Annotated in this window: 26 protein-coding genes; 17 read left to right on the top strand and 9 right to left on the bottom strand. The window is 64.5% G+C overall.

Annotated features, from left to right (window positions below; translation table 11 throughout):
* Positions 1-8: 8 nt before the first annotated feature.
* Positions 9-947 carry a LysR family transcriptional regulator gene (locus tag RS897_RS20880; protein WP_315838396.1) on the bottom strand — a complete coding sequence of 313 codons (939 nt, stop codon included), beginning with the start codon at positions 945-947 and terminating at the stop codon, positions 9-11.
* Positions 948-1,124: 177 nt separating this feature from the next.
* On the opposite strand from RS897_RS20880, the gene RS897_RS20885 reads away from it, so the two are divergent.
* The 3 genes from RS897_RS20885 to RS897_RS20895 are packed head-to-tail and all read left to right on the top strand — an operon-like array spanning position 1,125 to position 3,120.
* Positions 1,125-1,334, top strand: coding sequence for a DUF1127 domain-containing protein (locus RS897_RS20885; RefSeq protein WP_315838397.1), 210 nt, complete (start codon positions 1,125-1,127; stop codon positions 1,332-1,334).
* Complete coding sequence (locus tag RS897_RS20890) at positions 1,331-1,918, top strand: GNAT family N-acetyltransferase (RefSeq protein WP_315838398.1); 588 nt, start codon at positions 1,331-1,333, stop codon at positions 1,916-1,918. The genes RS897_RS20885 and RS897_RS20890 overlap by 4 nt, the downstream gene beginning before the upstream one ends.
* Positions 1,919-1,926: 8 nt before the next feature.
* A complete protein-coding gene (locus tag RS897_RS20895; protein ID WP_315838399.1) occupies positions 1,927-3,120 on the top strand; it encodes an MFS transporter in 1,194 nt (397 codons plus the stop codon).
* On the opposite strand, the gene RS897_RS20900 is transcribed toward RS897_RS20895, so the two are convergent.
* The gene (locus RS897_RS20900) at positions 3,110-3,844 is read right to left on the bottom strand and encodes an SDR family NAD(P)-dependent oxidoreductase (protein WP_315838400.1); all 735 of its coding nucleotides are present in this window, start codon (positions 3,842-3,844) and stop codon (positions 3,110-3,112) included. The genes RS897_RS20895 and RS897_RS20900 overlap by 11 nt on opposite strands.
* 179 nt (positions 3,845-4,023) lie before the next feature.
* Between RS897_RS20900 and RS897_RS20905 the strand changes: the two genes are divergently transcribed.
* Positions 4,024-4,815 (top strand): SDR family NAD(P)-dependent oxidoreductase, encoded by a 792-nt coding sequence (locus RS897_RS20905; protein ID WP_315838401.1) that lies wholly within the window; start codon positions 4,024-4,026, stop codon positions 4,813-4,815.
* Between the two features lie 62 nt (positions 4,816-4,877).
* Here the strand turns inward: RS897_RS20905 and RS897_RS20910 are convergent, their stop codons facing one another.
* Positions 4,878-5,999: a helix-turn-helix transcriptional regulator gene (locus RS897_RS20910; RefSeq protein ID WP_315838402.1), complete on the bottom strand. Its 1,122-nt coding sequence runs from the start codon at positions 5,997-5,999 to the stop codon at positions 4,878-4,880.
* Between the two features lie 300 nt (positions 6,000-6,299).
* Positions 6,300-6,719, bottom strand: a complete 420-nt coding sequence (locus RS897_RS20915) for a nuclear transport factor 2 family protein (protein WP_315838403.1) — start codon at positions 6,717-6,719, stop codon at positions 6,300-6,302.
* Between the two features lie 180 nt (positions 6,720-6,899).
* Between RS897_RS20915 and RS897_RS20920 the strand changes: the two genes are divergently transcribed.
* Complete coding sequence (locus RS897_RS20920) at positions 6,900-7,325, top strand: MarR family winged helix-turn-helix transcriptional regulator (RefSeq protein ID WP_315838404.1); 426 nt, start codon at positions 6,900-6,902, stop codon at positions 7,323-7,325.
* Between the two features lie 39 nt (positions 7,326-7,364).
* Positions 7,365-8,294, top strand: coding sequence for a ketopantoate reductase family protein (locus RS897_RS20925; protein ID WP_315838405.1), 930 nt, complete (start codon positions 7,365-7,367; stop codon positions 8,292-8,294).
* Between the two features lie 171 nt (positions 8,295-8,465).
* Here RS897_RS20925 and RS897_RS20930 read toward each other — a convergent pair whose 3' ends face one another.
* Positions 8,466-8,651, bottom strand: coding sequence for a hypothetical protein (locus RS897_RS20930; RefSeq protein ID WP_315838406.1), 186 nt, complete (start codon positions 8,649-8,651; stop codon positions 8,466-8,468).
* A 563-nt stretch (positions 8,652-9,214) separates the two neighbouring features.
* Between RS897_RS20930 and RS897_RS20935 the strand changes: the two genes are divergently transcribed.
* The 5 genes from RS897_RS20935 to RS897_RS20955 all read left to right on the top strand — a co-directional run bounded on the left by RS897_RS20935 (position 9,215) and on the right by RS897_RS20955 (position 13,059).
* Positions 9,215-9,928, top strand: a complete 714-nt coding sequence (locus RS897_RS20935) for a Crp/Fnr family transcriptional regulator (RefSeq protein ID WP_315838407.1) — start codon at positions 9,215-9,217, stop codon at positions 9,926-9,928.
* 117 nt (positions 9,929-10,045) lie between these two features.
* Entirely contained in the window at positions 10,046-10,648 is a 603-nt protein-coding gene (locus RS897_RS20940) for a GNAT family N-acetyltransferase (RefSeq protein ID WP_315838408.1), read from the top strand.
* 266 nt (positions 10,649-10,914) lie between these two features.
* Complete coding sequence (locus RS897_RS20945) at positions 10,915-11,652, top strand: aminoglycoside phosphotransferase family protein (protein WP_315838409.1); 738 nt, start codon at positions 10,915-10,917, stop codon at positions 11,650-11,652.
* 91 nt (positions 11,653-11,743) lie between these two features.
* Positions 11,744-11,944, top strand: a complete 201-nt coding sequence (locus RS897_RS20950; RefSeq protein ID WP_315838410.1) for a hypothetical protein — start codon at positions 11,744-11,746, stop codon at positions 11,942-11,944.
* A 131-nt stretch (positions 11,945-12,075) separates the two neighbouring features.
* Entirely contained in the window at positions 12,076-13,059 is a 984-nt protein-coding gene (locus RS897_RS20955) for a hypothetical protein (protein WP_315838411.1), read from the top strand.
* 137 nt (positions 13,060-13,196) lie between these two features.
* Here the strand turns inward: RS897_RS20955 and RS897_RS20960 are convergent, their stop codons facing one another.
* On the bottom strand, positions 13,197-13,430 hold the full coding sequence (locus tag RS897_RS20960; RefSeq protein WP_315838412.1) for a dodecin family protein: 234 nt from the start codon (positions 13,428-13,430) through the stop codon (positions 13,197-13,199).
* Positions 13,431-13,644: 214 nt separating this feature from the next.
* Positions 13,645-14,589: a LysR family transcriptional regulator gene (locus tag RS897_RS20965; RefSeq protein WP_315838413.1), complete on the bottom strand. Its 945-nt coding sequence runs from the start codon at positions 14,587-14,589 to the stop codon at positions 13,645-13,647.
* Positions 14,590-14,701: 112 nt separating this feature from the next.
* Here RS897_RS20965 and RS897_RS20970 point away from each other — a divergent pair, with 112 nt between their 5' ends.
* Genes RS897_RS20970 through RS897_RS20980 form a run of 3 tightly spaced genes read left to right on the top strand, consistent with a single transcriptional unit; the run spans position 14,702 to position 18,548 of the window.
* The gene (locus tag RS897_RS20970; RefSeq protein WP_315838414.1) at positions 14,702-15,583 is read left to right on the top strand and encodes an NAD(P)-dependent oxidoreductase; all 882 of its coding nucleotides are present in this window, start codon (positions 14,702-14,704) and stop codon (positions 15,581-15,583) included.
* A 32-nt stretch (positions 15,584-15,615) separates the two neighbouring features.
* The gene (locus tag RS897_RS20975) at positions 15,616-17,145 is read left to right on the top strand and encodes an aldehyde dehydrogenase family protein (RefSeq protein ID WP_315838415.1); all 1,530 of its coding nucleotides are present in this window, start codon (positions 15,616-15,618) and stop codon (positions 17,143-17,145) included.
* A gap of 41 nt (positions 17,146-17,186) precedes the next feature.
* Complete coding sequence (locus tag RS897_RS20980) at positions 17,187-18,548, top strand: DUF3100 domain-containing protein (protein ID WP_315838416.1); 1,362 nt, start codon at positions 17,187-17,189, stop codon at positions 18,546-18,548.
* Positions 18,549-18,559: 11 nt separating this feature from the next.
* On the opposite strand, the gene RS897_RS20985 is transcribed toward RS897_RS20980, so the two are convergent.
* Complete coding sequence (locus RS897_RS20985) at positions 18,560-21,613, bottom strand: bifunctional diguanylate cyclase/phosphodiesterase (protein ID WP_315838417.1); 3,054 nt, start codon at positions 21,611-21,613, stop codon at positions 18,560-18,562.
* 136 nt (positions 21,614-21,749) lie between these two features.
* A complete protein-coding gene (locus RS897_RS20990; RefSeq protein ID WP_315838418.1) occupies positions 21,750-22,397 on the bottom strand; it encodes a FadR/GntR family transcriptional regulator in 648 nt (215 codons plus the stop codon).
* Between the two features lie 197 nt (positions 22,398-22,594).
* On the opposite strand from RS897_RS20990, the gene RS897_RS20995 reads away from it, so the two are divergent.
* From RS897_RS20995 to RS897_RS21005, 3 genes are all read left to right on the top strand, one after another.
* Positions 22,595-23,758, top strand: a complete 1,164-nt coding sequence (locus RS897_RS20995) for a zinc-dependent alcohol dehydrogenase (RefSeq protein ID WP_315838419.1) — start codon at positions 22,595-22,597, stop codon at positions 23,756-23,758.
* 85 nt (positions 23,759-23,843) lie between these two features.
* Positions 23,844-24,287: a cupin domain-containing protein gene (locus tag RS897_RS21000; RefSeq protein ID WP_315838420.1), complete on the top strand. Its 444-nt coding sequence runs from the start codon at positions 23,844-23,846 to the stop codon at positions 24,285-24,287.
* On the top strand, positions 24,287-25,270 hold the full coding sequence (locus tag RS897_RS21005) for a quinone oxidoreductase family protein (protein WP_315838705.1): 984 nt from the start codon (positions 24,287-24,289) through the stop codon (positions 25,268-25,270). The genes RS897_RS21000 and RS897_RS21005 overlap by 1 nt, the downstream gene beginning before the upstream one ends.
* Positions 25,271-25,309: the final 39 nt, after the last annotated feature.

Here is a 25,309-nt window from a genome sequence, read left to right on the forward strand (position 1 = left end):
GCGCCACTTCAGTTCTTCGCCAATCCCTTCAGCACCTGCACGGTTTCCTTCAGGCCGCGATGCAGCGGCTTGTCGCGGCGGATGACGACGGCGAGCGTGCGGGAGAGCTTCGGCGACAGCGGGCGAATCACCAGCGATTTCACGGCGGCGCTGCGGGCGCCGCCGTCCCGGCGTAGCGCCATGCCCGGAACCACCGCACAGCCGAGGCCGGCGGCAACCAGCTCCTTGATGGCTTCGACGCTTGCCAGCGTCATCGCCGGGCGCAGCGCCACGCCGCTCGAGGCGAACCAGTTCTCCACCAGGCGGCGGGTGTTGCCGCCCGGCAGCAGCACCGGCAACGCGGCGAGCGTCGATGGGCTCACCCGTGCGGGCAGCTGTGTGTTCGGTGGGGCGATCAGCATGAAATCGTCATCCAGCACCGGGGTGATTTCGAGCGCACGGCCCGAGGCCGGTAGCGTCACGAGGCCGATGTCGAGGGTATTGTCCTCCACCGCCTTCACCACATCGATGGTGTTGCCGGTGCCGACCGAAATCTCGAGGGTTGGAAACCGCCGGCGCAGCTCGCGCAGGATCGACGGCAACAGGAAGATGCAGGCGGTGGCGCCGGTGCCGAGCCGCACCCGTCCCATCGCGCCGGTGGCGTGCCGCGCCATGGCATCGTGCGTCGCCGCGACCGCGGCCTCGATCCGCACGGCATGATCCAGCAGTTCGGAGCCCGCGACCGTGGGCTTCGCCCGCCGCCCGACGCGCTCGATCAGCTTGACGCCGAGGCGCTGCTCCAGCGCCCGCACCTGGAGGCTGATCGCTGGCTGCGACAGGTTCGCGCGCTCGGCCGCGGCGGAGAACGATCCCAGCTCGATCACGTTGCGGAAGCTGCGCAGTTGATCGAGGTTGAGTCCGGGCGCATGAGGCGCCGCGATTTGCACGTCCTGGCGAAATGAGCGCATGGATTCTCCCTCAGGCGGGCGATGCATTCCGGATCGTGTCGGCATCATGGGGCACCGAGCCGAATTGATAAGAAAATCTCATACTCCGTATAATTTATCAAAGCTTCTTTTATGTCTTGGATGGGTGCACATTGGCTTCGGAGCTGGTTGAAAACACGGATCGACAGGTTAAAGACAATGTCACGCCCACCCTATGGAGCTCTCACGGAGCGCTGCTTCGACGCCATCATCGACTGGAGCATCGAGCTCGGATTGATCATCACCGGTTCGCCGCATTCGCAGCTGCGCCAGCGCGCGGCGCTGCGCCGGCTGGATTCCCGGCTGCGCGCCGATGTCGGCGTCAGCCGCACGGAAGCATTGCGCGGCCGACGCGATCTGACACCATGACGCTTGCGCGGGGCTCCGATCCGAAGCTGCCGCGCTCCGCCGTCGTGGTGCGCGATGCCACCGTCACCGACATGACGGACGTGGCCGCAATCTATTCCGATCACGTGCTGCACGGCCTCGCCACCTTCGAGGAAGTGCCGCCGACGGTGGATGAGATGGTGTCGCGCCGGGCTGCGGTGCTGGCGCTCGGACTGCCATACCTGGTCGCGCAGATCGAGGAACGGGTGGTGGGTTATGCCTACGCCAGTGCCTATCGGCCGCGCCCGGCCTATCGTTTCTCGGTGGAGAATTCAGTTTACCTTGCCGACGGGCTCGGCGGCCGCGGTCTTGGTGCCGCGCTGCTTGCCGAACTGATCAGGCGTTGCGAGCAGGGCCCGTGGCGGCAGATGGTCGCTGTCATCGGCAACAGCGGCAACGCAGCGTCCATCGCACTGCACCGTAAGCTCGGTTTTCAGCCGGTGGGTACGCTGACATCGGTGGGCTTCAAACTCGGGCGCTGGGTCGATACGATGCTGATGATCCGACCGCTCGGCGAGGGCGATACGACATCGCCGGATGCCAATCCCGTGGGCGTCCGAACCTGAAAGTCTGAATGCCGATCCCCTCCCGCACCGTCTTCTGCCTCGGCCTTGCGCAGCTCATCTCGTGGGGCATTTCCTATTACCTGATCGGCGGATTCGGCGAGGCGATGTCGGCCGATCTCGGCTTCTCGCGCGGGCTGATCTATGGCGGTTTCTCGGTGGCGCTGCTGGTGATGGGCCTGAGTTCGCCGCTGGTGGGATCGCTGATCGATCGCCATGGCGGTCGCAGCGTGATGATCGCAGGCACGCTGCTCAACGCCATCGGTTGTATCACGCTCGCATTGTGCCGTGGCCCGGTGCTGTATTTCGTGGCCTGGATCGTGCTCGGGCTGGCGATGCGGCTGACGCTTTATGAGGCGGCGTTCGCGGCTCTGGCGCGGCTCGGCGGACCGCAGGCGCGCCGCGCCATGTCGCAGATTACGCTGCCGGGCGGCCTTGCCTCCACGGTGTTCTGGCCGCTCGGCCATTTGATCGCCGAACATGCCGGCTGGCGCGGCGCTGTTTTCGCCTATGCTGGGTTCGCGCTGCTCACAATTCCGCTGCATCTGGCGATTCCGCGCGGCCGCTATGCGGACGGTGTCGCGCATGACGCGGGACCACAGCACGTGCCTCTGGCACAAACGCCGCGTGCGCGGCTGCTGGCCGGGGCGCTATATGCCGTGATCGCGATGCTGACCAATTTCCTCAATGCCGGGATGTCGTCGCACATGATCGCGATCCTGACCGGGTTGGGAGTTGCCGCCACCACGTCGGTGTGGATCGGCGCCTTGCGCGGCATTGGCCAATCCGCATCGCGTCTCAGCGAAATCCTGTTCGGGCGACGAGTACCGCCGCTGCTGCTCAATCTCGCCGCCTGCAGCCTGCTGCCGTTTGCCTTTATCGCCGGCTTGTTCAGCGGCACCGTCGGGATCGCCGCGCTGGCGTTCGCCTTCGTCTACGGTGCCACCAACGGCATCGTCACCATCACCCGCGGCACGCTGCCATTGGTGCTGTTCGATCATCGCGTCTACGGCTCGCTGGTCGGCCGTCTGCTGGCGCCAAGCTTCGTCGTCTCCGCCGCAGCGCCCCTGATCTATGCATCGGTAATCGACCGCTTTGGCGAGGCTGGCGCGCTGTATCTCTCGCTCGCAGCGGCGGGCATTGCTTTTGCCGCGGCGGCGTGGCTGGCGGTGGCGTTCCGGCCGGCGACGTCGGTCACAAGATAAGCCCGCCGTCGACGACCAGCGTCTGTCCGACGATGTAGGAGGCCAGCGGCGACGCCAGAAACAGTGCCGCACCGGCCATATCCGCCGGCGTGCCAAGCCGTTTCAATGGAATCTTCTCCACAGCGGCTTCCAGCCGCTTCGGATTGGCCGTCGTCACCCTGGTCATCTTGGTATCGACCAGGCCGGGCGCGATGCCGTTGACGCGGATGCCGTCTTCGGCCCAGGCCTGCCCCAGTGTCCGCGTCAGTCCCATCGCACCGGTCTTCGAGGCGTTGTAGGCGGGATTGCCTTTGGTGGAATGATAGGCCGCCGTGGACGAGACGATAATCAGCGTGCCTCCGCTCGCCTTCAGCATGTCATGGAACTTGCCGCCGCAGGCCATCAGGCTCATCAGGTTGACCTCGAGTACCTTGCGGAAGCCCGGCATCTCGAATTCGGCGCGCTTGTAGAGCACGGCACCCTGCGCCAGCACCAGGACATCCAGCCGGTCGAAAGCGGGCTGGAAGGCGTCGATTGCGCGGGGATAGCCGACGTCCAACTGGCTGTAGTGCAGGCCATCGAGGTTGCTGCCATCGTCGGGCGAATAGTCCCGCGCCGTGGCGCGGGTGCCGGACACATGTACGCTCGCGCCCCTGGCGCGGAACGCCTGCGCGATGCCGTTGCCGATCCCGCTCGAGCCGCCGACCACGAGTGCGGTTTTGCCGGCAAAATTCAGTTCGTTCATCGCTGTCCGTCCCTGATCATTTCTTGTTCGTCTGGATGCTGCACAAGGCGATTGACCTGATCCAGTTTGCTCCCGGACAATGCGTGCGATCAACAGTGCAGGTTTGGCCGGTATCCCGTTTCGCGGAATACCTGCAATGAGCCCGTTCAATGAAAAGCAGTGCAGGGAAGGACAGCCACATGTCGGATGCCACGTCGGACTTCAAGCAGCTGAGCCGTTCGGTTGCGGGATCGCGCGTGCTGGTTACGGGCGCCGCCAGCGGCATGGGCCGCGCCACGGCGCGGGTGTTCGCAGCAGAGGGCGCGGTGGTGGCGGTGACCGACCTGGCACTGGCGGATGCGGAGCGGGTGGCCGCCGATATCCGCGCCCGGGGCGACCACGCTACGGCGTGGGCGCTCGATGTGGCTGACGGCGACGCCATCAGCCGCGTGGTTGGTGAGATCGCGGACAAATTCGGCGGCCTCGACATTGTGATCAACAATGCCGGCGTCTCCGGCACCTCGCCGATCGATGGCGACGGCTATGATGCGCTGTGGCAGCGGAGCATCGCGCTTCTCCTAACGGCGCATCCGCGCATCATCCGCGCCGCGCTGCCTCATCTGCGCAAGGCGAGGCACCCGCGTATCGTCAACATCGCGTCGACCGAGGCGCTCGGCGCCACCGCGCTGCACAGCCCGTATTCCGCGGCCAAGGCCGGCGTGGTCGGGCTGACGCGTTCGCTCGCGGTGGAGCTGGGGCGCGAGGGCATCACGGTGAACTGCATCTGCCCGGGGCCGATCACCACCGGCATGACCGCGCGGATCAGCGACGAGCACAAGGCGATCTATGCCAAGCGGCGCACCGCGCTGGGGCGCTACGGCGACCCGGAAGAGGTCGCGCACATGACGCTGAGTCTCTGCCTGCCGGCGGCCTCGTTCCTGACCGGCGCGATCATTCCGGTGGATGGCGGGTTGATGGCCAGGAATGCTTGAGCAATGCGTAGCGAATACATTGAGAATATGTCAGTCGAATAAGCGCAATCAGCCTTCGCTGACTACATCTCGCCCAGGGAAAAATTCCGCACCAGGGCGCCCAGCGCGGCCTGGGTGCGAACGCCGGTCTTGTCGAAGATGCGCTTGAGGTTGAAGCGCACGGTGCCGGTGGTGAGATCGAAACGCTCGGCGATACCATCGACATTGGTGCCGCCCGCCACCAGCGCGGCGATCTCGCTCTCGCGCGGTGTCAGGCGGAAGACGTCACTGAGCGCCGCGGCATCGATCTTGAGCACGGCGTCCGGCTCGCGGATGAAGACGACGGTGCGCGGTGTCCGCAATCCCGGCTCGGAGGTGTGCAGCCGCCAGATCGGTGCGATGTGCAGCAAAAGCGGCAGCCGGGCCGACGGCCGCGGCAGGTGCATCCGCTTGCCGTCGCTGATGGCCGACGTGCCGACTACGGAGAGGGCGTCCTGTAATTTCTCGGTCAGTGCCGCGGTTGCCGCGCGCAGGCCGCAACGTCCCAGCGACAGCCCGTCGTTCTGATCCAGGATCTCCATGGCGCGTGCGTTGAGGATCAGCGGCTGTTGCGCGTCGTCGAGCACGATGGCGCCGTCGGCCATCCTTTCGATCACGCTCGCCAAACCGTCGGCGCGGCGTTCGGCATCGCTGATGCGATTCTGCAGGTCGATCGCGGTGGCGACGTGGGGAATCATCGCTTCCATCAGGCGGACCTCATTGGGGGCGAAGGCGCCGACATGGCGCCGCCGGCAGGTGATGAGATGGAATGGTGCGCTGGTCTGAACGTGTTGGACCGACATCGCATAGAAGCCGTTCGCCGGCCTCACCAGTTCATTGTAAATCTCGCTGCGTTCGAGATCGCGGTCGGCGATCATTTCCGCCGATGACACCACCTTGCCTTGCGGCAGCATCTCGACCCACTCATGCCACAGCGGTGCGGTCGTCGACGAGGCGAACCGCGCTACGCCTTGTGTATCGAGGCCGGCACTGGCCTTGAGCGGGCCCGGGCCCGGTTGCGAGGTGTCGGTCGAAAACAGCAGCGCATGCTCGCCGCGAAAGTGCATCATCATGTTGTCGAGCGCCGTGTCCCAGAACTGTGGGTCGGCGGCGGACTGATAGACCTGGTCGACCAGGCGAAGCAATTCAGGCGTCACGTCAGTCATTAAAATTCATCAACAACAGGTGCAAAAAATTCACCAGCGGAATGCGCGGCTTATGTCTCATCGGCGAACTTTGCGGCTAAAACAAGGGAGAATCCGTTGTGTCGCGACCACATCCCCATCGCGTATTGCGAAGAGCGCGCATGTCTCTCATGCAACTCATGTTTGAGAGATGCACAGGCACGCGCGGCTTCGCGTTTTATACAGTTGCCAAGTTTTGACATCTGGCCAAATCGCACTGCGCCCAATCATGCGGCGCCAAATGCAACGCGAACAGGCCGGTAAAATAGCTCACATAGTGGTTTATGCGTAGCTTGCCGCCAGCGCCTTGAACCCGACCCATCCCCAATAAACGCGATGGTGAGCGATCAGGCCGTCGACGATATCCATCACCTCGACGAGGTCGACCTGATCGCCCTGCGGTGTGGCGCGGGGATATTCCCAGGTCAGTTGCCGGCCGTTGGCGAAAAACGTGCCGGTGCGGTACCAGCGGCCGAGACCGTTGCTCGGTTTGTTCAGGCCCACGGCGAAGAACGCGCGGATCGCGGCGTTGCCGTGCAGGACGCCTTCGCTGCGGTCGCGCAGCGTGGCGAGTATCAACGGCGTTTCAAACACGGCGTCTTGTGCGTAGAGCGCCATTAGGCCATCGAGATCGCGGTTCACCACGGTATCGTGCCAGCGCTCGTAGATGTGACGAATCTCCGCCTCGGTATTATCGCGCATCGTTGCTCCCATTGCTGATATCGTGAAGAGGACGCAAGCTAACGCGCACGGTGTCGCCAATGCTTCGAAGTTGGTCGAAGTGTTGATCCGTGGACAGTCAGATCCGGAAAAACATCGCGCAACGCTTCCATGCATGTGTTGCATTTGACCTCCATCGATAAGCGGGTATATACCCGCAATATGATGGATCAAGATGCCTGCTTCTGCGCGTCGCTGCGGCGGATGGCCCACGCGGCCACCGAAATCTACGATCGCGCGCTGGAGCCGTCCGGCCTGAAGATCACCATGTTCCGGGTGCTGCGCCGGCTGTCCCATGCGGGCAAGCCGAGCATCAGCGAACTGGCACGCATCGTCGAACTCGATCGTTCTTCGCTCGGCCGCAACTTGAAAGTGTTGCAGCGGCAAGGCCTGGTGCGCTTCTCCGGGGGCGACGACGAGCGAAGCAAGCTGGTGCTGTTGACATCCAAGGGGCGGACCGCGCTGGACAAGGCGCTGCCGCTGTGGGCGAAGGCGCAGGCCAGGATGCGATCGGTCCTCGGGCGCGACAGTGAAGCGGTGTTTTCCGCTCTGGCGAAGGTCGATGCGGAGAACGTCACGGCGGCGTGATGCAGTAGGCGCCGAAATAGTCACGACAGGAGTTTGACAATGCGATTGCTCGTGGTCGGCGCCGGCTCGACCGGTGGATACTTCGGTGGCCGGCTGGCCCAGGCCGGCCGTGACGTGACCTTCCTGGTGCGGCCCGGACGGGCCGAGCGATTGCGGCGAAATGGTCTGCAGTTGATCAGCCCGCATGGCGACGTCACGCTGGAGCGGCCGCAACTGGTCACCGCAGGCGAGATCCGCGGGACCTATGATGCGGTGCTGCTCACCGTAAAAGCATTCTCGCTGCAGGCGGCGCTCGAGGACATGGCGCCGGCGGTCGGGCCCGACACCATGATCCTGCCGGTGCTCAACGGCATGAAGCATGTCGATATCCTCACCGCGCGGTTCGGTGCAAAGGCCCTGGTTGGCTGCGTCTGCAAGGTGGCGACCCTGGTCGATGATGACGGCCGCATCGTTCAGCTGAACAAGCTGCAGGATATCGCTTATGGCGAAATGGACGGCACGGAGTCGCCGCGCACCCATCGCATCGATGCGTTCATGCAAGGTGCGGGTTTCGATGCGCGGCTATCGGCCACCATCGCGCGCGAGATGTGGGAGAAATGGGTATTGCTTGCGACACTCGGCGGGGTCACCTGCCTGATGCGCGGCACCATCGGCGAGATCGAGGTCGCACCCGGCGGGGCGGACTTCGTGCTGCGCTTTCTCGACGAAGTGGTGGCGGTGGTTCGCGCCGTTGGCGTCGCACCGGGCGACGGATTTCTCGCGGCGACCCGCACGCTGCTGACCACCAAGGGATCGCCGCAGACCTCGTCGATGTATCGGGATTTGCAGAAGGGCAGCCCGATCGAGGTCGAACAGATTATTGGTGACCTCCTGGTCCGCGGGCGCAGCGCCGGGTTCGCAACGCCGCTGCTGGCGACGGCCTATACGCATCTCAGTGTCTATCAGAACCGGGTGCTGGCGGCGGCGTGACGCGCCGTTAAGTCGGATGCCGGACATTGGCAATGGTCTGGTCGTGGCATCGCGATCCCGGGGACATGACACGATGCCGGATTTGCGAATTACGCGTTAATACGGATGTCGATGGCGTGCAGCTGGGATGGAGATCGTGTCGGCGTCGTGGTCACATCTGACGGAGCGCCGCTAATCCGGCTTGGCGAGGAGGATGGCGAGCTCGATCACCTTCTGCCGGTCGTCGGCGGAGGTAATCTTGCAGAAGGCCTGCATCAGGTCGAGGCTTTCCGTCGTGAGTGCCGGGTCGAGCATACGGACTTCAGTCGATCCGCCGGGGATCACGGTGAGCGATACTTTCGCGGATTCGTCGGTCATTGTGCCTATCCCGCAGGTGCTGGGCTCTGTATCAGGCTTGGGTGCTAGCTTCGATCTCGGCATGCAACGAATGTGACGCCGTCAAGGGGTGATCGAAGCCGCTCCGGCGCCCGGCTGCTCGGTCCGATCACCCCGTCACATCGATGTTCCACGATACGCCCGACGACCGCGGTTGGAATTTCGCAGCAAAGATGGCGCGAATTCAAGTGCAATCGAACATGTGTCGGTAGGTTTCCGGACGCGGGATGCCTCGACGCTGCGGCAGTTGGCGACGGCGATATGGCAGCCGGAGAGGCTCATGCCGGGCAACCGCCATCCGCTGTGTCCGGTTATTGACATAAATTTCTATGGGCGGACAATGTCGCCGTGATCTGTCCGGACGCGTTAGCTGCGAAACACCGGCGGATCTGCCATCGGCTGCCGTCCGGCCAAGTCCACGCGTATGAACGGTTTCGGGCCGACACGACGGGGCCGCCTCTCTAGATTGGCAGGTCCTGTCACGGCGTGCTTTTGCGCACTGCGTGTTTGCTGCGAGCCAACCTGATGGCAGGGCGAGGATCGTTGTGAATTCGTCACCATCGAAGCCACTCAACAACGGGCTGCTGGCTTCGCTGCCAAGCGCGGATTTCAATGCGATTCAGAAACACCTGAGCTTGGTCGCGCTGGAGCGGGGCATCCAGTTACTGGCGCCCGGCGACGAGGTCGACACGGTCTTTTTCCCGGTCAGCGGAATGCTGTCGCTGTTGGTGCTGATGGGTGATGGCCGCGCCATCGAAACCGCGACCGTCGGCCGCGAAGGCGCCGTCGGTGCCATGGCCGGCCTCGGGCTCTATGTGTCGCGGGTAAAGGTGGTGGTGCAGTTGCCGACCACGCTCGCGCGGATTCCCGCATCGCAATTCAGGAAGGCGGTCGCGGCCAGCGCGGTGTTGCGCGAGCTCTGCTATGGCTACAATGAACAGCTGCTGACTCAGGCGCGGATCACCGCCGCTTGCAACGCGCTGCACCAGGTCGACGCGCGCTTCTGCCGCTGGCTGCTGCAGACCGCCGACCGCGCCGAGAGCGACGTCATGGCGCTGACCCAGGAGCTGTTGTCGCAGATGCTCGGCGTGCGCCGCACCTCAGTCACCGACGTGGCGGGAAAGCTGCAGGCCGAAGGCGTGATCAGCTACTCGCGGGGCATCATCAGGATCCTGGATCGGGCGGGTCTCGAGGCGCGAAGCTGCGAGTGTTACCAGGCGATGACGCATGAGTTCTCGGCATCGCCCCTGCGTGGCTGAAGTCGCGAAGCGGGCAAGCCTTGTGAAGTCGTTGAATTTAATCCGTTGAGTTTTGATCCCGGGCATTTTGCGGGTAGGTTGCCGGTCCGGCTGGTTCGACAGGGATAGGGAGCCATCGTGGGGACTGTGATCCGACAGGCGTCCGCGGAGGATGCCGACTTCATCGCCTGGACCATTCTTGCCGCCCAGCGCGGACATCGGCCACGCGGCTGGTTCGATATCGCGCTGGATCGCGGCGAGCCGGATAGCCTCACCTTCGTGCGCCAGGTCGTGCTGTCGCCGATCCGCTCCTGGTGGCATGTCGCTCATTTTGTTGTCGCAGAGGTGGACGGCGTGTGCGCCGCCGCGCTCTGCGCGTTGCCGGTCGACGGCACGATCGCGGCCGCGCGCGCTGCGGTTGATGACGCGATGGTCGCGCTCGGCTTCGACGCGGAGGAACGGGGGGCGTTTGGCCAGCGCGGCGCCTATGCCCGCAACTGCTGGATGCGCGGCGAGGATGATGACTGGATCGTCGAGCACGTCGCGACCAGATCCGGCTACCGCGGCCGCGGACTGATGGCGGCGCTGCTTGCGCATGCGCTGGCGGCCGGCGCGCGCAACGGTTACAAGCGCGCGCAGATCACGTTCTATATCGGCAACGATGCGGCCGAACGCAGCTACGCCCGCGCGGGCTTTCGTTTCGCCGAAGAGAGAAACGCCATCCGGACTTCGAGGTCCTGACCGGCGCGCCCGGCTTCCGGCGTTATGCGAGGGATTTGAGTGACTGCTGATTCACGTGCTGGTCTGCCGGTTGTCGCGGACATGGAGACCTTCCGAGCGTGGCGCTCAACTCCTTCGTTGTGGCTCCCGGCCGTTATCGATATCGCGCGCAGTCACGGCTTGCCCCACGACGCGGTCGAGCCGTTTGCGACCGGGACAAATCTCGTGGTCGCGCTCGACGCCATCGCATTCTGAAACTGTTTCCGCCGCTATTGAGGAGCCAGTTCGTGTCCGAGCGCGGCACGCTGCGCCAGCTCAGTGGGCGTCTTGATGTGCCGATCCCCGAGATCGTGCTGGAAGGCGAGCGCGAAGGGTGGCCGTATCTGGTCATCACCCGTCTCGACGGGGTGCTGGGAACGCAGGCGTGGCCGCAACTTCCCGAGGACCAGAAGGAAAGGGTCCTGCATCACATCGGCGAGACGATTGCGCAGGTTCAGCGCGCGCCGCTCGGCGAATTGGCGGATCTGGAGCCCGCGTGGCCGGCGTTTATCGCCCGGCAGATAGCGGGATGCCGGGCGCGCCACGAGCGGCTGGGATTGCCGCGAAAATATCTCACCGAACTCGACGATCTCGTGGCTCAGGCGCCGGCACGGATTCCGATGAACGCTGCGCCGGTGATCCTGACTGGCGAATTCATTCCCGAGAACATCCTGCTGAGTGAACAGCCCGGCGGGTGGCAACTTGCGGGGCTGTTCGATTTCGGCGACGTCATGACCGGCTGGGGCGAGTATGACCTGCTAGGTCCCAGTTCGTTCATGACAGCCGGGAATTCCAGGCGGCTGCACAGCCTGCTGCGTGGCTTTGGCTATGCCAGGGCGGACATCGATACCGCGCTGACCCGGCGCCTCATGATCCTGACTTTGCTGCATCGCGCGAGCGATCTGGTCCGGCAGCTCAGCATCCCGAACTGGCCAGACAAGGCCGATACCCTCGCGGGGCTGGAGCGCCTGCTATGGCCCATATGAAGGCCGTGGAACCTTATCGTGGCCATCGCCGTTAGGCCCCCCGTAGCGGGCGAACCGAATAACGAATCCGGACAATCAATCGCGGATCGCGGTGATCACGGGCGTCGTTTATGCCTTGATTGGCTTCGCTCTCGCCGGGGGCGGCGCGTGGCTGGCCGCCCTCGGCGGCTCGCCGGCCTCCATCGTCATCGGCCTTCTCATCCTTGTTTCCGGTGCGCTGCTGGTGGCGTTCAGCCGGTTGGTGCCTGACCGCTCCGGGCAGGAGCTCTACGCAGTGCCGAGTTGTTGCTGAAGATGTCCCGCGCCTGCGTGGGTTCAATTTGTCATCGGAGCGTTCGAACCTGCGCGTCCCCCCGGCGTCTAACCCTGAGTGCTTGACCCCTGAGGTCGGACCACCACGATTGCGGTTTCGCGGGGCCACACATGACACTGACACTGCGACGACGATCTTCAGGGGCGGATAGCACCACCTTGCTGGTGTGCGTGCTCGGTTGCTTCCTTGCAGCCATGGCGAGCGCCCGTGCCGCGCCAGCGCCGGAAGATCGTTATGTCGCGGCACGCGAGGCGGCGATCAAGACACTCAAGCCGCTCTACGATGGCGGCAAGGCCGAAGCCGCAAGCGCCGATGACACGGCGCGCGCCGATCTGGAGGCGCAGATGCGCGCCATCCTCGGGCCACTGGCATTCCCGGGCTATGGTCCGGGCAAGCTCAATCTCGATGCGCTGTACGGCAGTGACCAGGGCTTCGGCATGCTCGATGGCCTGCGTTTCGATGCCGACACCGGCGTCAACGGGGAGCCGTCGGGCACCGGCAAGGACGACAAGTACGTGGCGCCGAAGGCCCATATCCTCGTAACCACGCAAACCCTGTTCGGGCGCTGGCTGCGCGCCCACAAGGACTGGTGGGACAAGGGGGTGAAGAACGTGCCGCAGCAGATCGGCGCGGCGCTCAGGGATGAGAGCTTCTACACCCAGGCGATCTCGACCGATGCCGCCGTGGTGAGCTTTGCCGATCTGCCGCTGGCGAAGCCCGCTGGGGCAACGCAGGTCTACGGCATGCTTGCCGCGCGCACCCAATCGGAGATTCCGGACGCGGCGGACGAGGTCTTTGTCTCGGCGCTCGCAGGCGACAAGGTCTATGTCGTCTATGGCGCGATCGCACCGCCGGTGCGGATCGCAGCCTGCAGCACCATCCGCCCCGACTACAACAAGAAGGCCGAGGACGCCAACGAGGCACTGCAGCAGAAGCGCATCAGCCAGAAAGCCTACGACAAGCTCGGCAATCTGATCCAGCAGGGTGAAGACGCCTTCAAGCGCTGCTTCGCCCCGCTGGCGTCAAAAGAGCCTACCTTCGCGGAGGCGCAAAAGCAGGCCCAGGCGATGCTGCAGACCGCGGTCGGGAAGTAGCTGGACCGGGTATCGGGGCAATACGTCGATAAGCAACAGCGCTCGAATGTGATGTGTCGGAATTTGGAGACTGCCTCGCAGCAGCCCCCAGATCCGGCAGCCCTATAGGCCTGTGTGTGGTTGGATGCGACGCAGTCTCAGCGCTTCTTGCCCGCGGGCTTGTCGCCTTCGAACTTGAACGAGACTTTCACCTTGGCGCGATAAGCCTCTACCTTGCCGTTGGACAGCTGCATATCCAGCTCGACGATCTCGGCGACGCGCAGATCGCGCAGGGACTTCGAGGCGCGGTCGACCGCGGCTTTCGCCGCCTTCTCCCAGGACTCGGTGCTGGTGCCCACCAGTTCGATCACCTTGTAGACGCTTTCGGCCATTTCCCGCTCCTCTGATGATTATTGATTATGAACGCCGGCGGCTTCGCCCGTCGCAAGATGAGATGCTGCGGCCGGCGCTGGAATGATGTGCTCGTTTGCGGCAGCCGTCAAAGGCCGTGTGGATGCAGCCCCGGTTGCGGCAGCGCAGCACGCTGCCGTCGGGTGCGGCTCGGTGGGGACTCGTCTGAAGATGATTGGCCCGCGCATCCCATCGTCAGCGCTCCGTCGCCGACATCGGAATGGATGTCTCGCGGAACGCGCGCATCTGGGCGATCAGGAATCGGAGAAGCTGACCGGCGGCATGAGGCAATTCCCGACCGAGCCGAGTGATGACCTGGGCTTGCGTCGATGCGAGCAGCGGATTGTCGATCGGCAGCGCCACCAGAGATCCGTCAGCCAGGTCGGAGGTGATGGAGAATGCGGGAAGCAACGTCAAACCCATGCCTGTTTTGACGAAGTGCCGCAGCACGCTGATCGAACTGGTGGTCAGTTTCGGTGAGAGCCCGATCTTCTCCGACGCCTCGGCCATGGTGACGATCTGCCTTGTGCCGTAGCTCGGATACATCAGGCCGATCGCGTGGCCGGCAACCTCTCGCAACTGGATCGGGCCGCCGCGTCGCGCCAGCGGATGATCGGGGGCGGCGATGAGACAGATGGGCTGCTGGATCGCAACGACGGTCCTGATCCGTGCATCCGGTCCTGCATTGTAGACCAGACCGATGTGACACCTGTCTTCCGCGACAGCACGAATGACCTCGTTGGTCCCCGCCAGATCGAACGACATGGTGAGGCGTGGATGACGCTGCCAGAACCTGTTGAGCGGTCCGGACATCAGGTCGCTGACAAAGCCTTCGCCGAGCACGACGTCGACATGGCCGCGCTGCAGACCCTGGATCTCGCGGAGTTTGGCGATGGTGTCCTCGCGGTCCGCCGACCATTGGCGAAAGCGCTGCACCAGAAGTTCGCCGGCCTCGGTGGCCCGAATGCCGCGGCTGAGACGCTCGATCAGCCTGACGCCCAGGTCTTTTTCCAGTTGTGCGATCTGGCGGCTGATCACCGATGGATTGACGTCGAGTCCCTCGGCGGCCGCGCGCACCGAGCCGAGGCGGACGGCCTCGAACAGATAACGCAAACGGTGCTCATCCAGTGGGGTGTTCATGTCAGGCAGGACTCGTCCGTTGACTCCAGAGCAACACTAAATCAACGCCCCGGGTATGTCTGCCGACTTTTTGGCCGGTTATTTTTTTAGGCAACCACACGGGGACCGGATCATGGCAGCCGTCGGCATCATCGGACTTGGCAATATGGGACGCGGGATGGCCCTGTCTCTAAAGCGCAGCGGCTATCGCGTGCTCGGCTTCGATGCCGTGGAGGCGACCCGTGCGGCGCTTGCCGAGGAGGGGATCGAGACATTTTCCGATATCGGTCCGCTCTGCCGGGACGCCGAAATCGTCATTCTGTCGCTGCCGACCGCGGCGATCGTCGAGGAGGTGGTGACAGGCAAAAATGGTCTGCTGGCGCATGCCAGGCCCGGACTGCTGGTGGTCGACACCTCGACCTCCCACCCGCAGACCACCCGCAAACTGTCCGGCCTGCTGGCCGATGCAGGCATGGCGCTGATGGATGCGCCGGTCAGCGGCGGTCCGAAAGGTGCCATCACCGGGACCATGACCATGGTGATCGGCGGTTCGGATGCCGACGTTGCCCGCGCGACGCCGGTGCTGGAAGCGATGAGCGCCAAGCGCGTGCATGTCGGTCCGGTCGGTGCCGGTCACGTCACCAAAATCATCAACAACCTGCTGTGTGCCGCGCAGTTGCTCACTGCCGCCGAGGCGGTGCGGATCGCGCGCGAGGCCGGTGTCGACGCCGAGCGCATGCTGGAGGGCATCAATGCCGGATCCGGGCGGTCCGGTGTCACGCTGGTGAATTTTCCGACCTGGGTGCTCAACGGCGCGTTCGATTCCGGCTTCAGCATGAAGCTGATGCGCAAGGATGTGCGGTTGGCCGAGCAGTTCATGGGAGAACTCGGTTTGTCGCTGCCGCTGGCCGCGGACACCGCGCGGATCTGGGCCGAGAGCGTCGCGACGATTCCCGACGGCGCGGACTTCAATCGGATCGTCGAGCTTCAGCTCGGCCAAGCCACCACGAACTGATTTTGCGAGCTGAGCTGCAAGGACCGACGCGCATGACCCACTTCATCGATCCCCGCCTGAAACAGGCGCTCTCTCCCTTCTGGCCCAATCTCGACCGGGTCGGCTCCCATGTCGGCGGGGCGATGATCGCCGGCGAAGGCGCGGCCGTGACGATTGCAGATCCTGTGACCGGCAAGCCTCTGTTGTCCTATGCGGATGCGGGGGCGCCGGTCGCGGCCAAGGCAGCCGCGGCCGCAGCGGCCGGGCAGGCGGAGTGGAGCAGGCTCACCGCCGCCGCGCGTGGCCGCACCATGCAGGCGATCGCACGCGAAATCCTCGCGCAGCTCGAACCGCTGGCCCATCTGGAATCGCTTGGTGCCGGCAAGCCCATTCGCGACACCCGGGTCGAGGTCGCCAAGGTTGCCGAGATGTTCGAATATTATGCCGGCTGGGCCGACAAATTCCATGGCGAGGTCATTCCCGTCCCCTCCAGCCATTTGAACTACACACGGCGCGAGCCGATGGGCGTCGTGCTCCAGATCACGCCGTGGAATGCGCCGGTGTTCACCTGCGGCTGGCAGGTGGCGCCCGCGATCGCCATGGGCAACGCGGTTCTGCTGAAACCTTCGGAATTGACGCCGCTGACGTCGCTGGCGGTGGCCGTGCTGGCGGAACGCGCCGGCCTGCCCAAAGGCGTCGTCAACGTGCTCGCGGGTTACGGTCACAGCACCGGTCAGGCGGCGATGGCGGAGCCCGCGGTGAAGAAGGTCGTGTTCGTGGGCTCGGTGCCGACCGGGCGGCTGATTGCCGAATCCGCCGCCCGACGGCTGCTTCCCTGCGTGCTCGAACTCGGCGGCAAGTCCGCCAACATCGTATTCGCGGATGCCGATCTTGCGCGTGCTGCGATCGGTGCCCAAGCCGCGATCTTCTCTGGTGCCGGCCAAAGCTGTGTGGCGGGATCGCGGCTCCTGGTCCAGCGGTCGGTCTATCAGCGTGTCGTCGATCTGGTCGCCGAGGGCGCGGCCCGGATCAAGCTCGGCGATCCGCTGTCGCCGGACATCGAGGTCGGCCCGATCAACAACGCCAGGCAATACGATCACGTTCTGTCGATGGTACGCGATGGTGTGGCCGAAGGCGCGGAAATCGTGACGGGAGAGAGCGGCGAGACCACGCCGGGCGGCTACTTCGTCAGGCCGACCGTGCTGAAGAACGTCCGCAACGACATGAGCATTGCCCGCAACGAGGTATTCGGTCCGGTGGTCGCGGCGATTCCCTTCGATACCGAAGCCGAGGCCATCGCTATCGCCAACGACAGTGATTTTGGTCTGGCCGGCGCGGTTTGGACCAGCGATGTGGGACGTGCGCACCGGGTGGCGGCCGCGGTCAAGGCGGGCACCTTCTGGATCAATTCCTACAAGACCATCAACGTGGCATCGCCGTTCGGTGGCTACGGCTTCAGCGGCCATGGCCGCTCCAGCGGCGTCGAGGCACTTTACGAATACACGCAGGTCAAGAGTGTCTGGGTCGAGACGGCGGCCGAACCCGCCGTCGCCTTCGGCTACGCGCCGGGCGTCCGAGCGTGACGGACAAGCTTGACTACGACCGACAGCGAGGGGGCTGACACATGAGCGATAGTCGGACGGCAGGATTGCTGCCAGATGCGATCGGACTGATTGGGCCAAGCCGGCTGGTCCGGGTTTTTATCTATGCGGCCCTGTGCGTGCTGGCGGCCGAATTGATTGGTGCGATCAATGTTCCGCTCGGAGGCACCTACAAGGTCGTGCTTCTGCCGTTGCTCTGGGCGTTGCTGCTTGGTGCGGCCTGGGGACTGGCCACGCCGGTTCTGCCGGCGCCGCTCAAGGTCAATGAAGGCCTGCAGAGCATTTCCGCCGCCGTGCTGCAGCCGGCGCTGCTGCTGTTCGTCGCCAAGCTCGGCTTGCTGGTCGGCGGGTCGCTTCCCCGGATTTTCAGCTCCGGCTGGGCCTTGGTATTTCAGGAGTTCGGACACTTCTTCGGCACCATGGTGTTCGGCCTGCCGATGGCGCTGCTGCTCGGGATCAAGCGCGAGGCCATCGGCGCGACATTCTCGGTCGGGCGCGAACCGAGCCTGGCCATCATTGGCGAGAAATACGGCATGGCCAGTCCGGAAGGGCGTGGCGTGCTGGCGGAATACATGACCGGAACCATTTTCGGCGCGGTCTTTATTGCGATCCTGGCCGGCGTGGTGTCGAGCCTCGGCATTTTCAATCCGCTGGCGCTGGCGATGGGCGCGGGCGTCGGATCCGGCAGCATGATGGCGGCCGCCGCCGGTGCGATCGCAGCACAGCAGACGCCCGAGGTGGCCAAGGACGTCGCGGCCTTCGCCGCGGCGAGCAACCTGATCACCACCACCATCGGCACCTATTTCACGCTGTTCCTGTCGCTTCCCTTCACGGTCTGGGCCTATGGCGTGCTGGAGCCGATCCTCGGGCGCGGCAAGGCCGTCGACGCGCCGGCAAGGGAACCGCCCGCGGCGCGCGCCGTGGCGGAGACCGCGGTCGAACTGTCGCTGCCGCAGCTCCTGGTGGCCTGGATGATCGCGGGCGCAATGGCGCTGATCGGCAATTTCCTCGCCTACAAGACCGTTCCGGATGCGCAGGTGATCGGCGGGCTGGCTGTGATCATCGCTGCCGTGATTGTCGGATACGGCATCTATCGGCTGACCAGGGGAATCGTGCCGGCGGTGGTGTGGGTGTCGCTCGCCGCCATGGCCCTGACCTATCCGGGCATGCCGTTCGCAGCCGAGATTGCGGCGCTCACCGGCAAGATCAATTTTCTGGCGCTGGCGACGCCGTTGCTGGCGTTCGCGGGGCTGTCGATCGCGAAGGATGTTCCGGTGTTCGCAAAGCTCGGCTGGCGCATCGTGTTGGTGTCGCTGATGGCCAATGCCGGAACGTTCATGGACGCGGTTCTGATCGCCCAGTTCTTCATGCACACGCCCGTGTGAGGTGCTGCCGCTCAGGCCTCCTTGCGGGCGCGCGTGTCGATGCTGCGGGTCTCGCTGAACAATTCCGACGGCGGCTGCGGGCGGCCGGTGAGGTAGCCTTGCGCGGCATGGCAGCCTTCGCGGGCGAGCAGGGCGAACTGCGCCTCGGTCTCGACACCCTCCGCCAGCACCGGCACGTTCAGGCTCTGGCCCAGCCCGATCACCGCACGCACGATCGCCTGCGAATGCCGGCTGGTGTCCAGGTCCATCACGAATTTGCGGTCGATCTTGATGCGGTCGAAGGTAAAGGCGTGCAGGTAGGACAGCGACGAATAGCCGGTGCCGAAATCATCCAGCGCGATCTCGACGCCCAGCGCCTTCAGCCGCCGCAGCACGGAGACCGCGCGGGCAAAATCCTCGATCAGCACGCCCTCGGTAATTTCGAGCTCGAGCCGCGAGGCCGGCAGCCCGGTGTCGAGCAACACCATTTGCACGAGGTTCGGCAGGTCGATCTGCTGGAATTGCCGCGGCGAGATGTTGACAGCCACCGTCTTCGGCTCGCGCCAGGACCGCGCCTCGCGGCAGGCGTCGCGCAGGATCCATTCGCCGATGTCGGCGATCAGTTCGCTCTCCTCGGCCAGCGGCATGAAGATATCCGGCGACACGTTGCCATACTTTTTTGAGGTCCAGCGCGCCAGTGCCTCGTAGCCGATCACCTGCCGGCTCGCCTCGGGACGCATCGCGACCTGCGGCTGGTAGTGCAGGCTGATTTCGCCGGCCTGCAGCGCGCCGCGCAACTCCTCCTGCATGGCGCGCCGCTCACGTACCCGTACGTCCATCTCGGAATTGAAATACTGCGCGGTGCCGCGCTTCTTCGCCTTGGCGCGGTAGAGCGCGAGGTCGGCATTGCCGAGCAAGGTTTTGGTGTCGGTGCCGTGATCGGGATAGACCGCGATGCCGATACTCAGGCCGACACGGAAACGCTGGCCGTCGAGGAAAAAATCCTCCTGCACCGCGGCGATCAGGCGCTCGGCCAGCCGCTGCGATTGCGAGCGGTCGGCGTTGTCGGTGCCGATCAGCGTGAATTCGTCGCCGCCGACCCGCGCCAGGAAGGCCTCCTCGGCGGTGGCCTGCAGCCGCTCGGCGATAGCGCGCAGCACCTGGTCGCCGGTCGAATGGCCGTTGAGGTCGTTGATCTGCTTGAAGCCGTCGAGATCCAGGCACATCACCGCGATCCGGCTGTGCTGGCCGGCGGCCGCGGCGATGACGGCGGTGAAATGCTCGTCGAACGAACTGCGGTTGGGCAGGTCGGTGAGCTTGTCGTGATGGGCGATGTAGGCGATGCGTTTCTCCGCCTCGCGCTGTGCGGTGACGTCGATCGCCGCGACGATGCGGGCGTTTTTCCCCTCGTAACTCAGGGCGTGGGAATAGACGCGGACCTCGAACACGCTGTTGTCGGCGCGTTGGTGCCGCCAAATCCTCTCGCCATAGTCGGTGACCGGAATGGTTTCGACGAAGTCCAGGAACCGGCTGCGATCTTCCGGCGGCCGGATCTCGGTGATCGGACGTCCGACAAAATCGTTGCGCGCAAAGCCGTATTGCGACACCGCAGCGTCGTTGACGGCGAGAAACCGCAGCGTGTCCTGGTCGTAGACCCACATCGCGATCGGATTGTTCTCGAACAGCAGCTTGAATGATTCCTCGCGCTGCCGGCTGGCGGTGATGTCGTCATGGGTGGAGAGATAGCCACCACCGGGAATCGGCTCGTTGACGACATGAATCAGGCGGCCGTCATCGGTCTGCATGGTGTATTCGTCGCGCCTTCCCGTCGCCATCAGGTCGCGCACCTGCCGTAGATAGACGTCGGGATCGCCCTTGAAGGTCCCGGTCGCGATCCGGAACGCGAGGGTCTCCCTGAGGTCGCAGCCGGGATGGGCCAGTTGCGCGGGCAGGCCGTACATCCGCACATAACCGTCATTGCTGACGATATAGCGCGCGTTGCGGTCGAGGATCACCAGCCCCTTCGACATGTTGTTGATGGCGGTGGTGAACTGGGCGTTGCTGGAGTTGATCACCTTGGTGAAGCGGCGGACTCCGAAAAATGCCAGCAGGGCGACCAGCGTCAGCACCGTGGCGGCGGCAAGCACGATGTATTGCGTGGTCCGGCGCCACAGCGCCAGCGCTTCGACCACCGTCGACGTCACGACCACGCGGACCGGATAGTGTTCCAGCCGGCGGATCGCAATCAGCTTGTCGCGCCCATCGATCGCGCTGTCCCGGCGGAATTCGATGCTGGGCGTCGTGAAATTCTGTTCGACGGCCGGGAACGTTTTCCCGATCAACTCCGGTTCGCGGGGGAAGCGCACCAGCAGCGTGCCGTCGTCGCGAAACAGTGCGATCGAGGCGTGTTCCGCCGGCGTGACGCTGGCGAAATAATCCTCGAAATAGTCGAGATCCATGGTGCCGTTGACGTATCCGGCAAGTCTTTTGTCGGGAAATGACAACCGGCGCGAAATGAAGAAACTGAGCTTGCGGGTTTCCGGATTGAGCAGCGGCTCGCCCAGTGTGGATGTCGCATTGGGATTGGCGCGGAAGAACGCAGCCGGATTCGGGCTCAGCACATCGTCGGGGATCGGCCAGCCGAACGAGGAGTTGATGAGTTCACCGTCCGCGTTGCGGATGGTCAGTCCTGAAATATGCGGCAGCCCGATGGTGTGGGCGCGCAGGCTGTCATGGATTGGCTGGGTGCCGAGCCTTGCCTTGAAATCCGCATCCCGCGCCACCGGCATCCGCGTGATATCGGCGGCGATGGCCTGCTGCACCAGTTCGATCGACTGGAAGCTGCGGTCGAGCTGCTCGGCCAGCACCAGCGCCAGCCGGCGCTGTTGCAGCTTGTTTTCCTCCATCACCTTGGCGCGCAGGGTGAACACCACCGCGATGGTCGCCACCAGGAACAGCGCCGACACCACGATGCTTGCGACGATCAGCCAGCGCTTGAGCTGCCAGGCCTTCGCTTCCAGACCGAACCGGCGCCCTGGCGGCGCTGGATTCGCCTGTGTCTGGAAGGAGGTGAGTGGCATCTGCATGGGGCCTGAGGATCCGTCTGGTTTGTCCGGATTTATGCAGGCGAAGGTTAGTTTCCTGCGGCCATTTTACCGCCCGTTGCGATTATCCCTTACCAATCGGCCGGCAATTGCGGACAATTGTCTGTAGCGGATGGGATCAGCCGGGCGATCCGATCAGCTTGTCGCTGGTGGTGCGCAGATGGCGCCGCATCGCGTCCATGGCGCCGGCCCGATCGCGCTTTTCGATCGCGCCGATGATGGCGTCGTGTTCGTCGAAGGAGGAGTAGTCGGGCGGCGGTCCGGACGGGCGGGTATCGAGCCATTTCCACACTACGGCACGCCGTACGTCGTTGACGATGCCGTGCACCGCCGCCAGCAGCTTGTTGCCGGCGGCCTCCGCGATCAGGCAGTGCAGGCGTCCGTCATACTGTTCGTAGGCCTCCCAGGTTTTGGCGTGCCGCATCTGCGTGGCCAGCGCCTGCATGGTTTCGATCTGCTTGTAGGACGCATTGATCGCCGCGAGGCTCGCCAGTTCGGGCTCGATCAGCAGCCGGGCTTCCATCGCTTCACGCGGCGACGTGCTTCGCTGCAGCGTATCGAGTTCGGAGACCTGTTCGGCCAGCGGCGCGCGCACGAAGGTGCCGCGGCCGACTTCGCGGGTCAGTTGCCCATCAGCCTCGAGCCGCGCCAGCGCCTTGCGGATTTCGTTGCGGGAGACGCCGAATTCCGCTGCGAGCTGGCGCTCGGGCGGCAGCTGGGTGCCGGCTCCGGCCTCGATGTAGCGCGACAGCAGGTTCAGAACCAAAGTGCTTGTCCCTCAACCAATTTCAACCAATCATGAAATTTGCCCAAAGGCGAGAGTTTTTCAAGACCAATTTTGCCAGATCACGCGATTTGCGTTTGACGTTAGAGAAAAATATCGGCAGATTTCGCTGCAACAATCGAGACCAATACAAAATTTGGTCAACCAATACACTGAACCAATCACAGGGAAACGTCGCGATGTATGGCTCTCCGGGGGTGGTCACCTCCAGCGACATGCCGATCCCGGACCGGATGAAAGCCTGGGTGCTCGGCGCGCCGAATGAACTCAAGCTCACCGAGAAGCCGGTGCCCGTGCCGCGGCGCGCCGAGGTGCTGGTCCGCATCGATGCGGTCGCCATCTGCGCTACGGACCTGGAGATCATCGAATATGGCACGCCGGCGCTGATCGAGGGTGGTCCTCCGTTCAACAGGAATTTCACCCCGGGCCATGAATACATGGGCACGGTGGCCGCGCTCGGCCCGGGCGTTGACGAATACCGCGTCGGTGAGCGGGTCACGGTGGAGATCCACGCCGGCTGCGGCCAGTGCAAGCGCTGCCGCCAGGGCATGTACACCTCGTGCCACAACTACGGCCTGAATTACGGCGCGGTCGACAAGGGCCATCGCGCCAACGGCTTCACCACCGACGGTGGTTTCGCCGAATACGCCATCAATAACATCAACACCCTGGCACGGGTGCCCGACCACATGAGCGACGAGGAGGCGACGCTGGTCGTCACCGCCGGGACGTCGATGTACGGGCTGACGGAACTCGGCGGCCTCGTTGCCGGCGAAAGCGTCGTGGTCAGCGGTCCCGGACCGATCGGGCTGTTGGCGGTGGCGGTGGCCAAGGCGCTCGGCGCCGATCCGGTGATCCTGTCGGGCACGCGCGATGCGCGGCTGGCGATCGGGAGCAAGCTCGGCGCCGACCGTGTCGTCAACATCCGCAACGAGAACCTGGTGTCGGTGGTCAAGCAGATGACGGGGCGCGGCGCCGATTATGTCATTGAATGCGCCGGCACCGATACGGCGATCAACGAGGCGGCCCAGATGATCAACCGCGGCGGCAAGATCTGCCTCGCCGCCTTTCCGCACGAACCGGTGCTCGCCGACATCGGCGCGCTGGTCAAGAATAACGTCTATGTCTACGGCATTCGCGGTGAGGGCAGGAGCGCGACCCACCGCGCCATGGCGCTGATGGCAGCCAAGCGCTTCGACGCCAGGCTGATCCACACCCACACTTTTCCGCTCGCCGACCTGCCGACGGCGCTGCACTATGCGCGCAACCGCATCGAAGATGCGATCAAGGTCGTGGTCCGGACGCGCGGCGGCGTCGAACAGACGAAAAAGGAAGTCGCCTGATGCGCGGGGCCAGTGGCGGCGAAACGGACCGTGCCGGCCTTGCGACCAACTGCCGAACCGATCAAGACCAACAGGGAGAACCCCGATGACCGATCAATCCCCTCGCGCGCACTGGCCGCAGGAATTGCAGCAGCAATTCGAGCAGGGCTATCACAATGGCTGCGTCGGCAGCGTGCTGGTGTCGGAGACCGAGAAGGTGCGGGTCTGGCACCTGCATATTCCCGCCGGCAAGCGCTGCGGCTTTCATCGCCATGTGCTGAACTATTTCTGGACCGCCCACAACGCCGGCAAGGCGCGCGGTTATTTTGAGGACGGGCGCATCGTCGACACCGACCATCACCAGGGCGAGACCAAGCATCTCTCTTACGGCGCGGGCGAGTACATGGTGCACTCCGTCGAGAACATCGGCACCACCGACCTGTTGTTCACCACCGTCGAGTTCCTCGACAGCCCGAACACGCCGCTGCCGATTCCCGACGGGATGAGGCTGCAGACGCCGGCCGCGGCCCAGATCAAGAAAGCATCGTGATGGGCACCAAAGCCAAGGCGATCCGCATCGCCAGCCAGGGCGGACCGGATGTCCTGACAATCGCCGATGTGGAGCTTCCGCCGCCGGGCGAGGGCGAGGTGCTGTTGCGGCAGACCGCCATCGGCTTGAACTTCCTGGATGTCTATTTCCGTGACGGATCCTATCCGATGGATCTGCCGGCCGGCATCGGCGCCGAGGCGGCCGGCGTGGTCGAAGCGACAGGAGCCGGCGTGACCGGTCTCAAGGTCGGCGATCGCGTGGCTTATGGCGGCTCGGCGCCCGGCGCCTATGCTAATTATCGCATCATGCCGGCGGCGCGCCTTGTCCAGATTCCCGACGGCGTCAGCGACGAGGCTGCCGCCGCCGTGCTGATGAAGGGCATGACGGTCGAATACCTGCTCAACCGCTGTCACGTGGTGCAGGCCGGGCAACAGGTGCTGTTCTATGCCGCCTCCGGCGGCGTCGGCCTGATCGCCGGCCAATGGGGCCGTCATCTCGGCGCCCGGATGATCGGGGTGACGGCGGGCGACGACAAGATCAAGCTGGCGCTGGCGCATGGCTACGACGCCGTCATCGACCGCAAGCGCGAAAATATTTCGGAGCGGGCGCGGGCGCTCACCGGTGGCAAGGGCGTCGCGGTTGCCTACGATTCCGTCGGCAAGACCACGTTCGAGGACACGCTGGCCTCGCTCGCGCCACGCGGCCTGTTCGTGACCTTCGGCGCCACCACCGGCGCACCACCGCCGCTGGAAGCGGCACGGCTGCAGAAGAACGGTTCGCTGTATTACACCCGCCCGACACTTGCGACCTACATCGCCGCCCGCGAGGATCTGGTGGCGTCAGCCGCCGCGGTGTTCGATCTGGTGCGCAAGGGCGTCATCACCCCGCAGGTCGGCCAGCGTTACGCGCTCGCGGATGCCGCCAAGGCGCATCGCGATCTCGAGGCCGGCCAGACGCGGGGCTCGTCGATCCTGATGCCGTAACAACACCCGCGAAACGATACGCCACAAGCAACAAGCCGA

Source organism: Bradyrhizobium prioriisuperbiae, assembly GCF_032397745.1.
In the GTDB taxonomy this organism is placed as follows: Bacteria; Pseudomonadota; Alphaproteobacteria; order Rhizobiales; family Xanthobacteraceae; genus Bradyrhizobium_A; species Bradyrhizobium_A prioriisuperbiae.

Bases quoted from the DNA above. Each gene is read 5' to 3' on its own strand.
- RS897_RS20975 (WP_315838415.1), top strand. From the start codon at position 15,616: ATGACCCACTTCATCGATCCCCGCCTGAAACAGGCGCTCTCTCCCTTC.
- RS897_RS20965 (WP_315838413.1), bottom strand. From the start codon at position 14,589: ATGAACACCCCACTGGATGAGCACCGTTTGCGTTATCTGTTCGAGGCC.
- RS897_RS20915 (WP_315838403.1), bottom strand. From the start codon at position 6,719: ATGCGCGATAATACCGAGGCGGAGATTCGTCACATCTACGAGCGCTGG.
- RS897_RS20980 (WP_315838416.1), top strand. From the start codon at position 17,187: ATGAGCGATAGTCGGACGGCAGGATTGCTGCCAGATGCGATCGGACTG.
- RS897_RS21000 (WP_315838420.1), top strand. From the start codon at position 23,844: ATGACCGATCAATCCCCTCGCGCGCACTGGCCGCAGGAATTGCAGCAG.
- RS897_RS20895 (WP_315838399.1), top strand. From the start codon at position 1,927: ATGCCGATCCCCTCCCGCACCGTCTTCTGCCTCGGCCTTGCGCAGCTC.
- RS897_RS20995 (WP_315838419.1), top strand. From the start codon at position 22,595: ATGTATGGCTCTCCGGGGGTGGTCACCTCCAGCGACATGCCGATCCCG.
- RS897_RS21005 (WP_315838705.1), top strand. From the start codon at position 24,287: ATGGGCACCAAAGCCAAGGCGATCCGCATCGCCAGCCAGGGCGGACCG.
- RS897_RS20905 (WP_315838401.1), top strand. From the start codon at position 4,024: ATGTCGGATGCCACGTCGGACTTCAAGCAGCTGAGCCGTTCGGTTGCG.
- RS897_RS20890 (WP_315838398.1), top strand. From the start codon at position 1,331: ATGACGCTTGCGCGGGGCTCCGATCCGAAGCTGCCGCGCTCCGCCGTC.
- RS897_RS20955 (WP_315838411.1), top strand. From the start codon at position 12,076: ATGACACTGACACTGCGACGACGATCTTCAGGGGCGGATAGCACCACC.
- RS897_RS20920 (WP_315838404.1), top strand. From the start codon at position 6,900: ATGATGGATCAAGATGCCTGCTTCTGCGCGTCGCTGCGGCGGATGGCC.
- RS897_RS20985 (WP_315838417.1), bottom strand. From the start codon at position 21,613: ATGCAGATGCCACTCACCTCCTTCCAGACACAGGCGAATCCAGCGCCG.
- RS897_RS20960 (WP_315838412.1), bottom strand. From the start codon at position 13,430: ATGGCCGAAAGCGTCTACAAGGTGATCGAACTGGTGGGCACCAGCACC.
- RS897_RS20910 (WP_315838402.1), bottom strand. From the start codon at position 5,999: ATGACTGACGTGACGCCTGAATTGCTTCGCCTGGTCGACCAGGTCTAT.
- RS897_RS20970 (WP_315838414.1), top strand. From the start codon at position 14,702: ATGGCAGCCGTCGGCATCATCGGACTTGGCAATATGGGACGCGGGATG.
- RS897_RS20880 (WP_315838396.1), bottom strand. From the start codon at position 947: ATGCGCTCATTTCGCCAGGACGTGCAAATCGCGGCGCCTCATGCGCCC.
- RS897_RS20930 (WP_315838406.1), bottom strand. From the start codon at position 8,651: ATGACCGACGAATCCGCGAAAGTATCGCTCACCGTGATCCCCGGCGGA.
- RS897_RS20885 (WP_315838397.1), top strand. From the start codon at position 1,125: ATGTCACGCCCACCCTATGGAGCTCTCACGGAGCGCTGCTTCGACGCC.
- RS897_RS20900 (WP_315838400.1), bottom strand. From the start codon at position 3,844: ATGAACGAACTGAATTTTGCCGGCAAAACCGCACTCGTGGTCGGCGGC.
- RS897_RS20925 (WP_315838405.1), top strand. From the start codon at position 7,365: ATGCGATTGCTCGTGGTCGGCGCCGGCTCGACCGGTGGATACTTCGGT.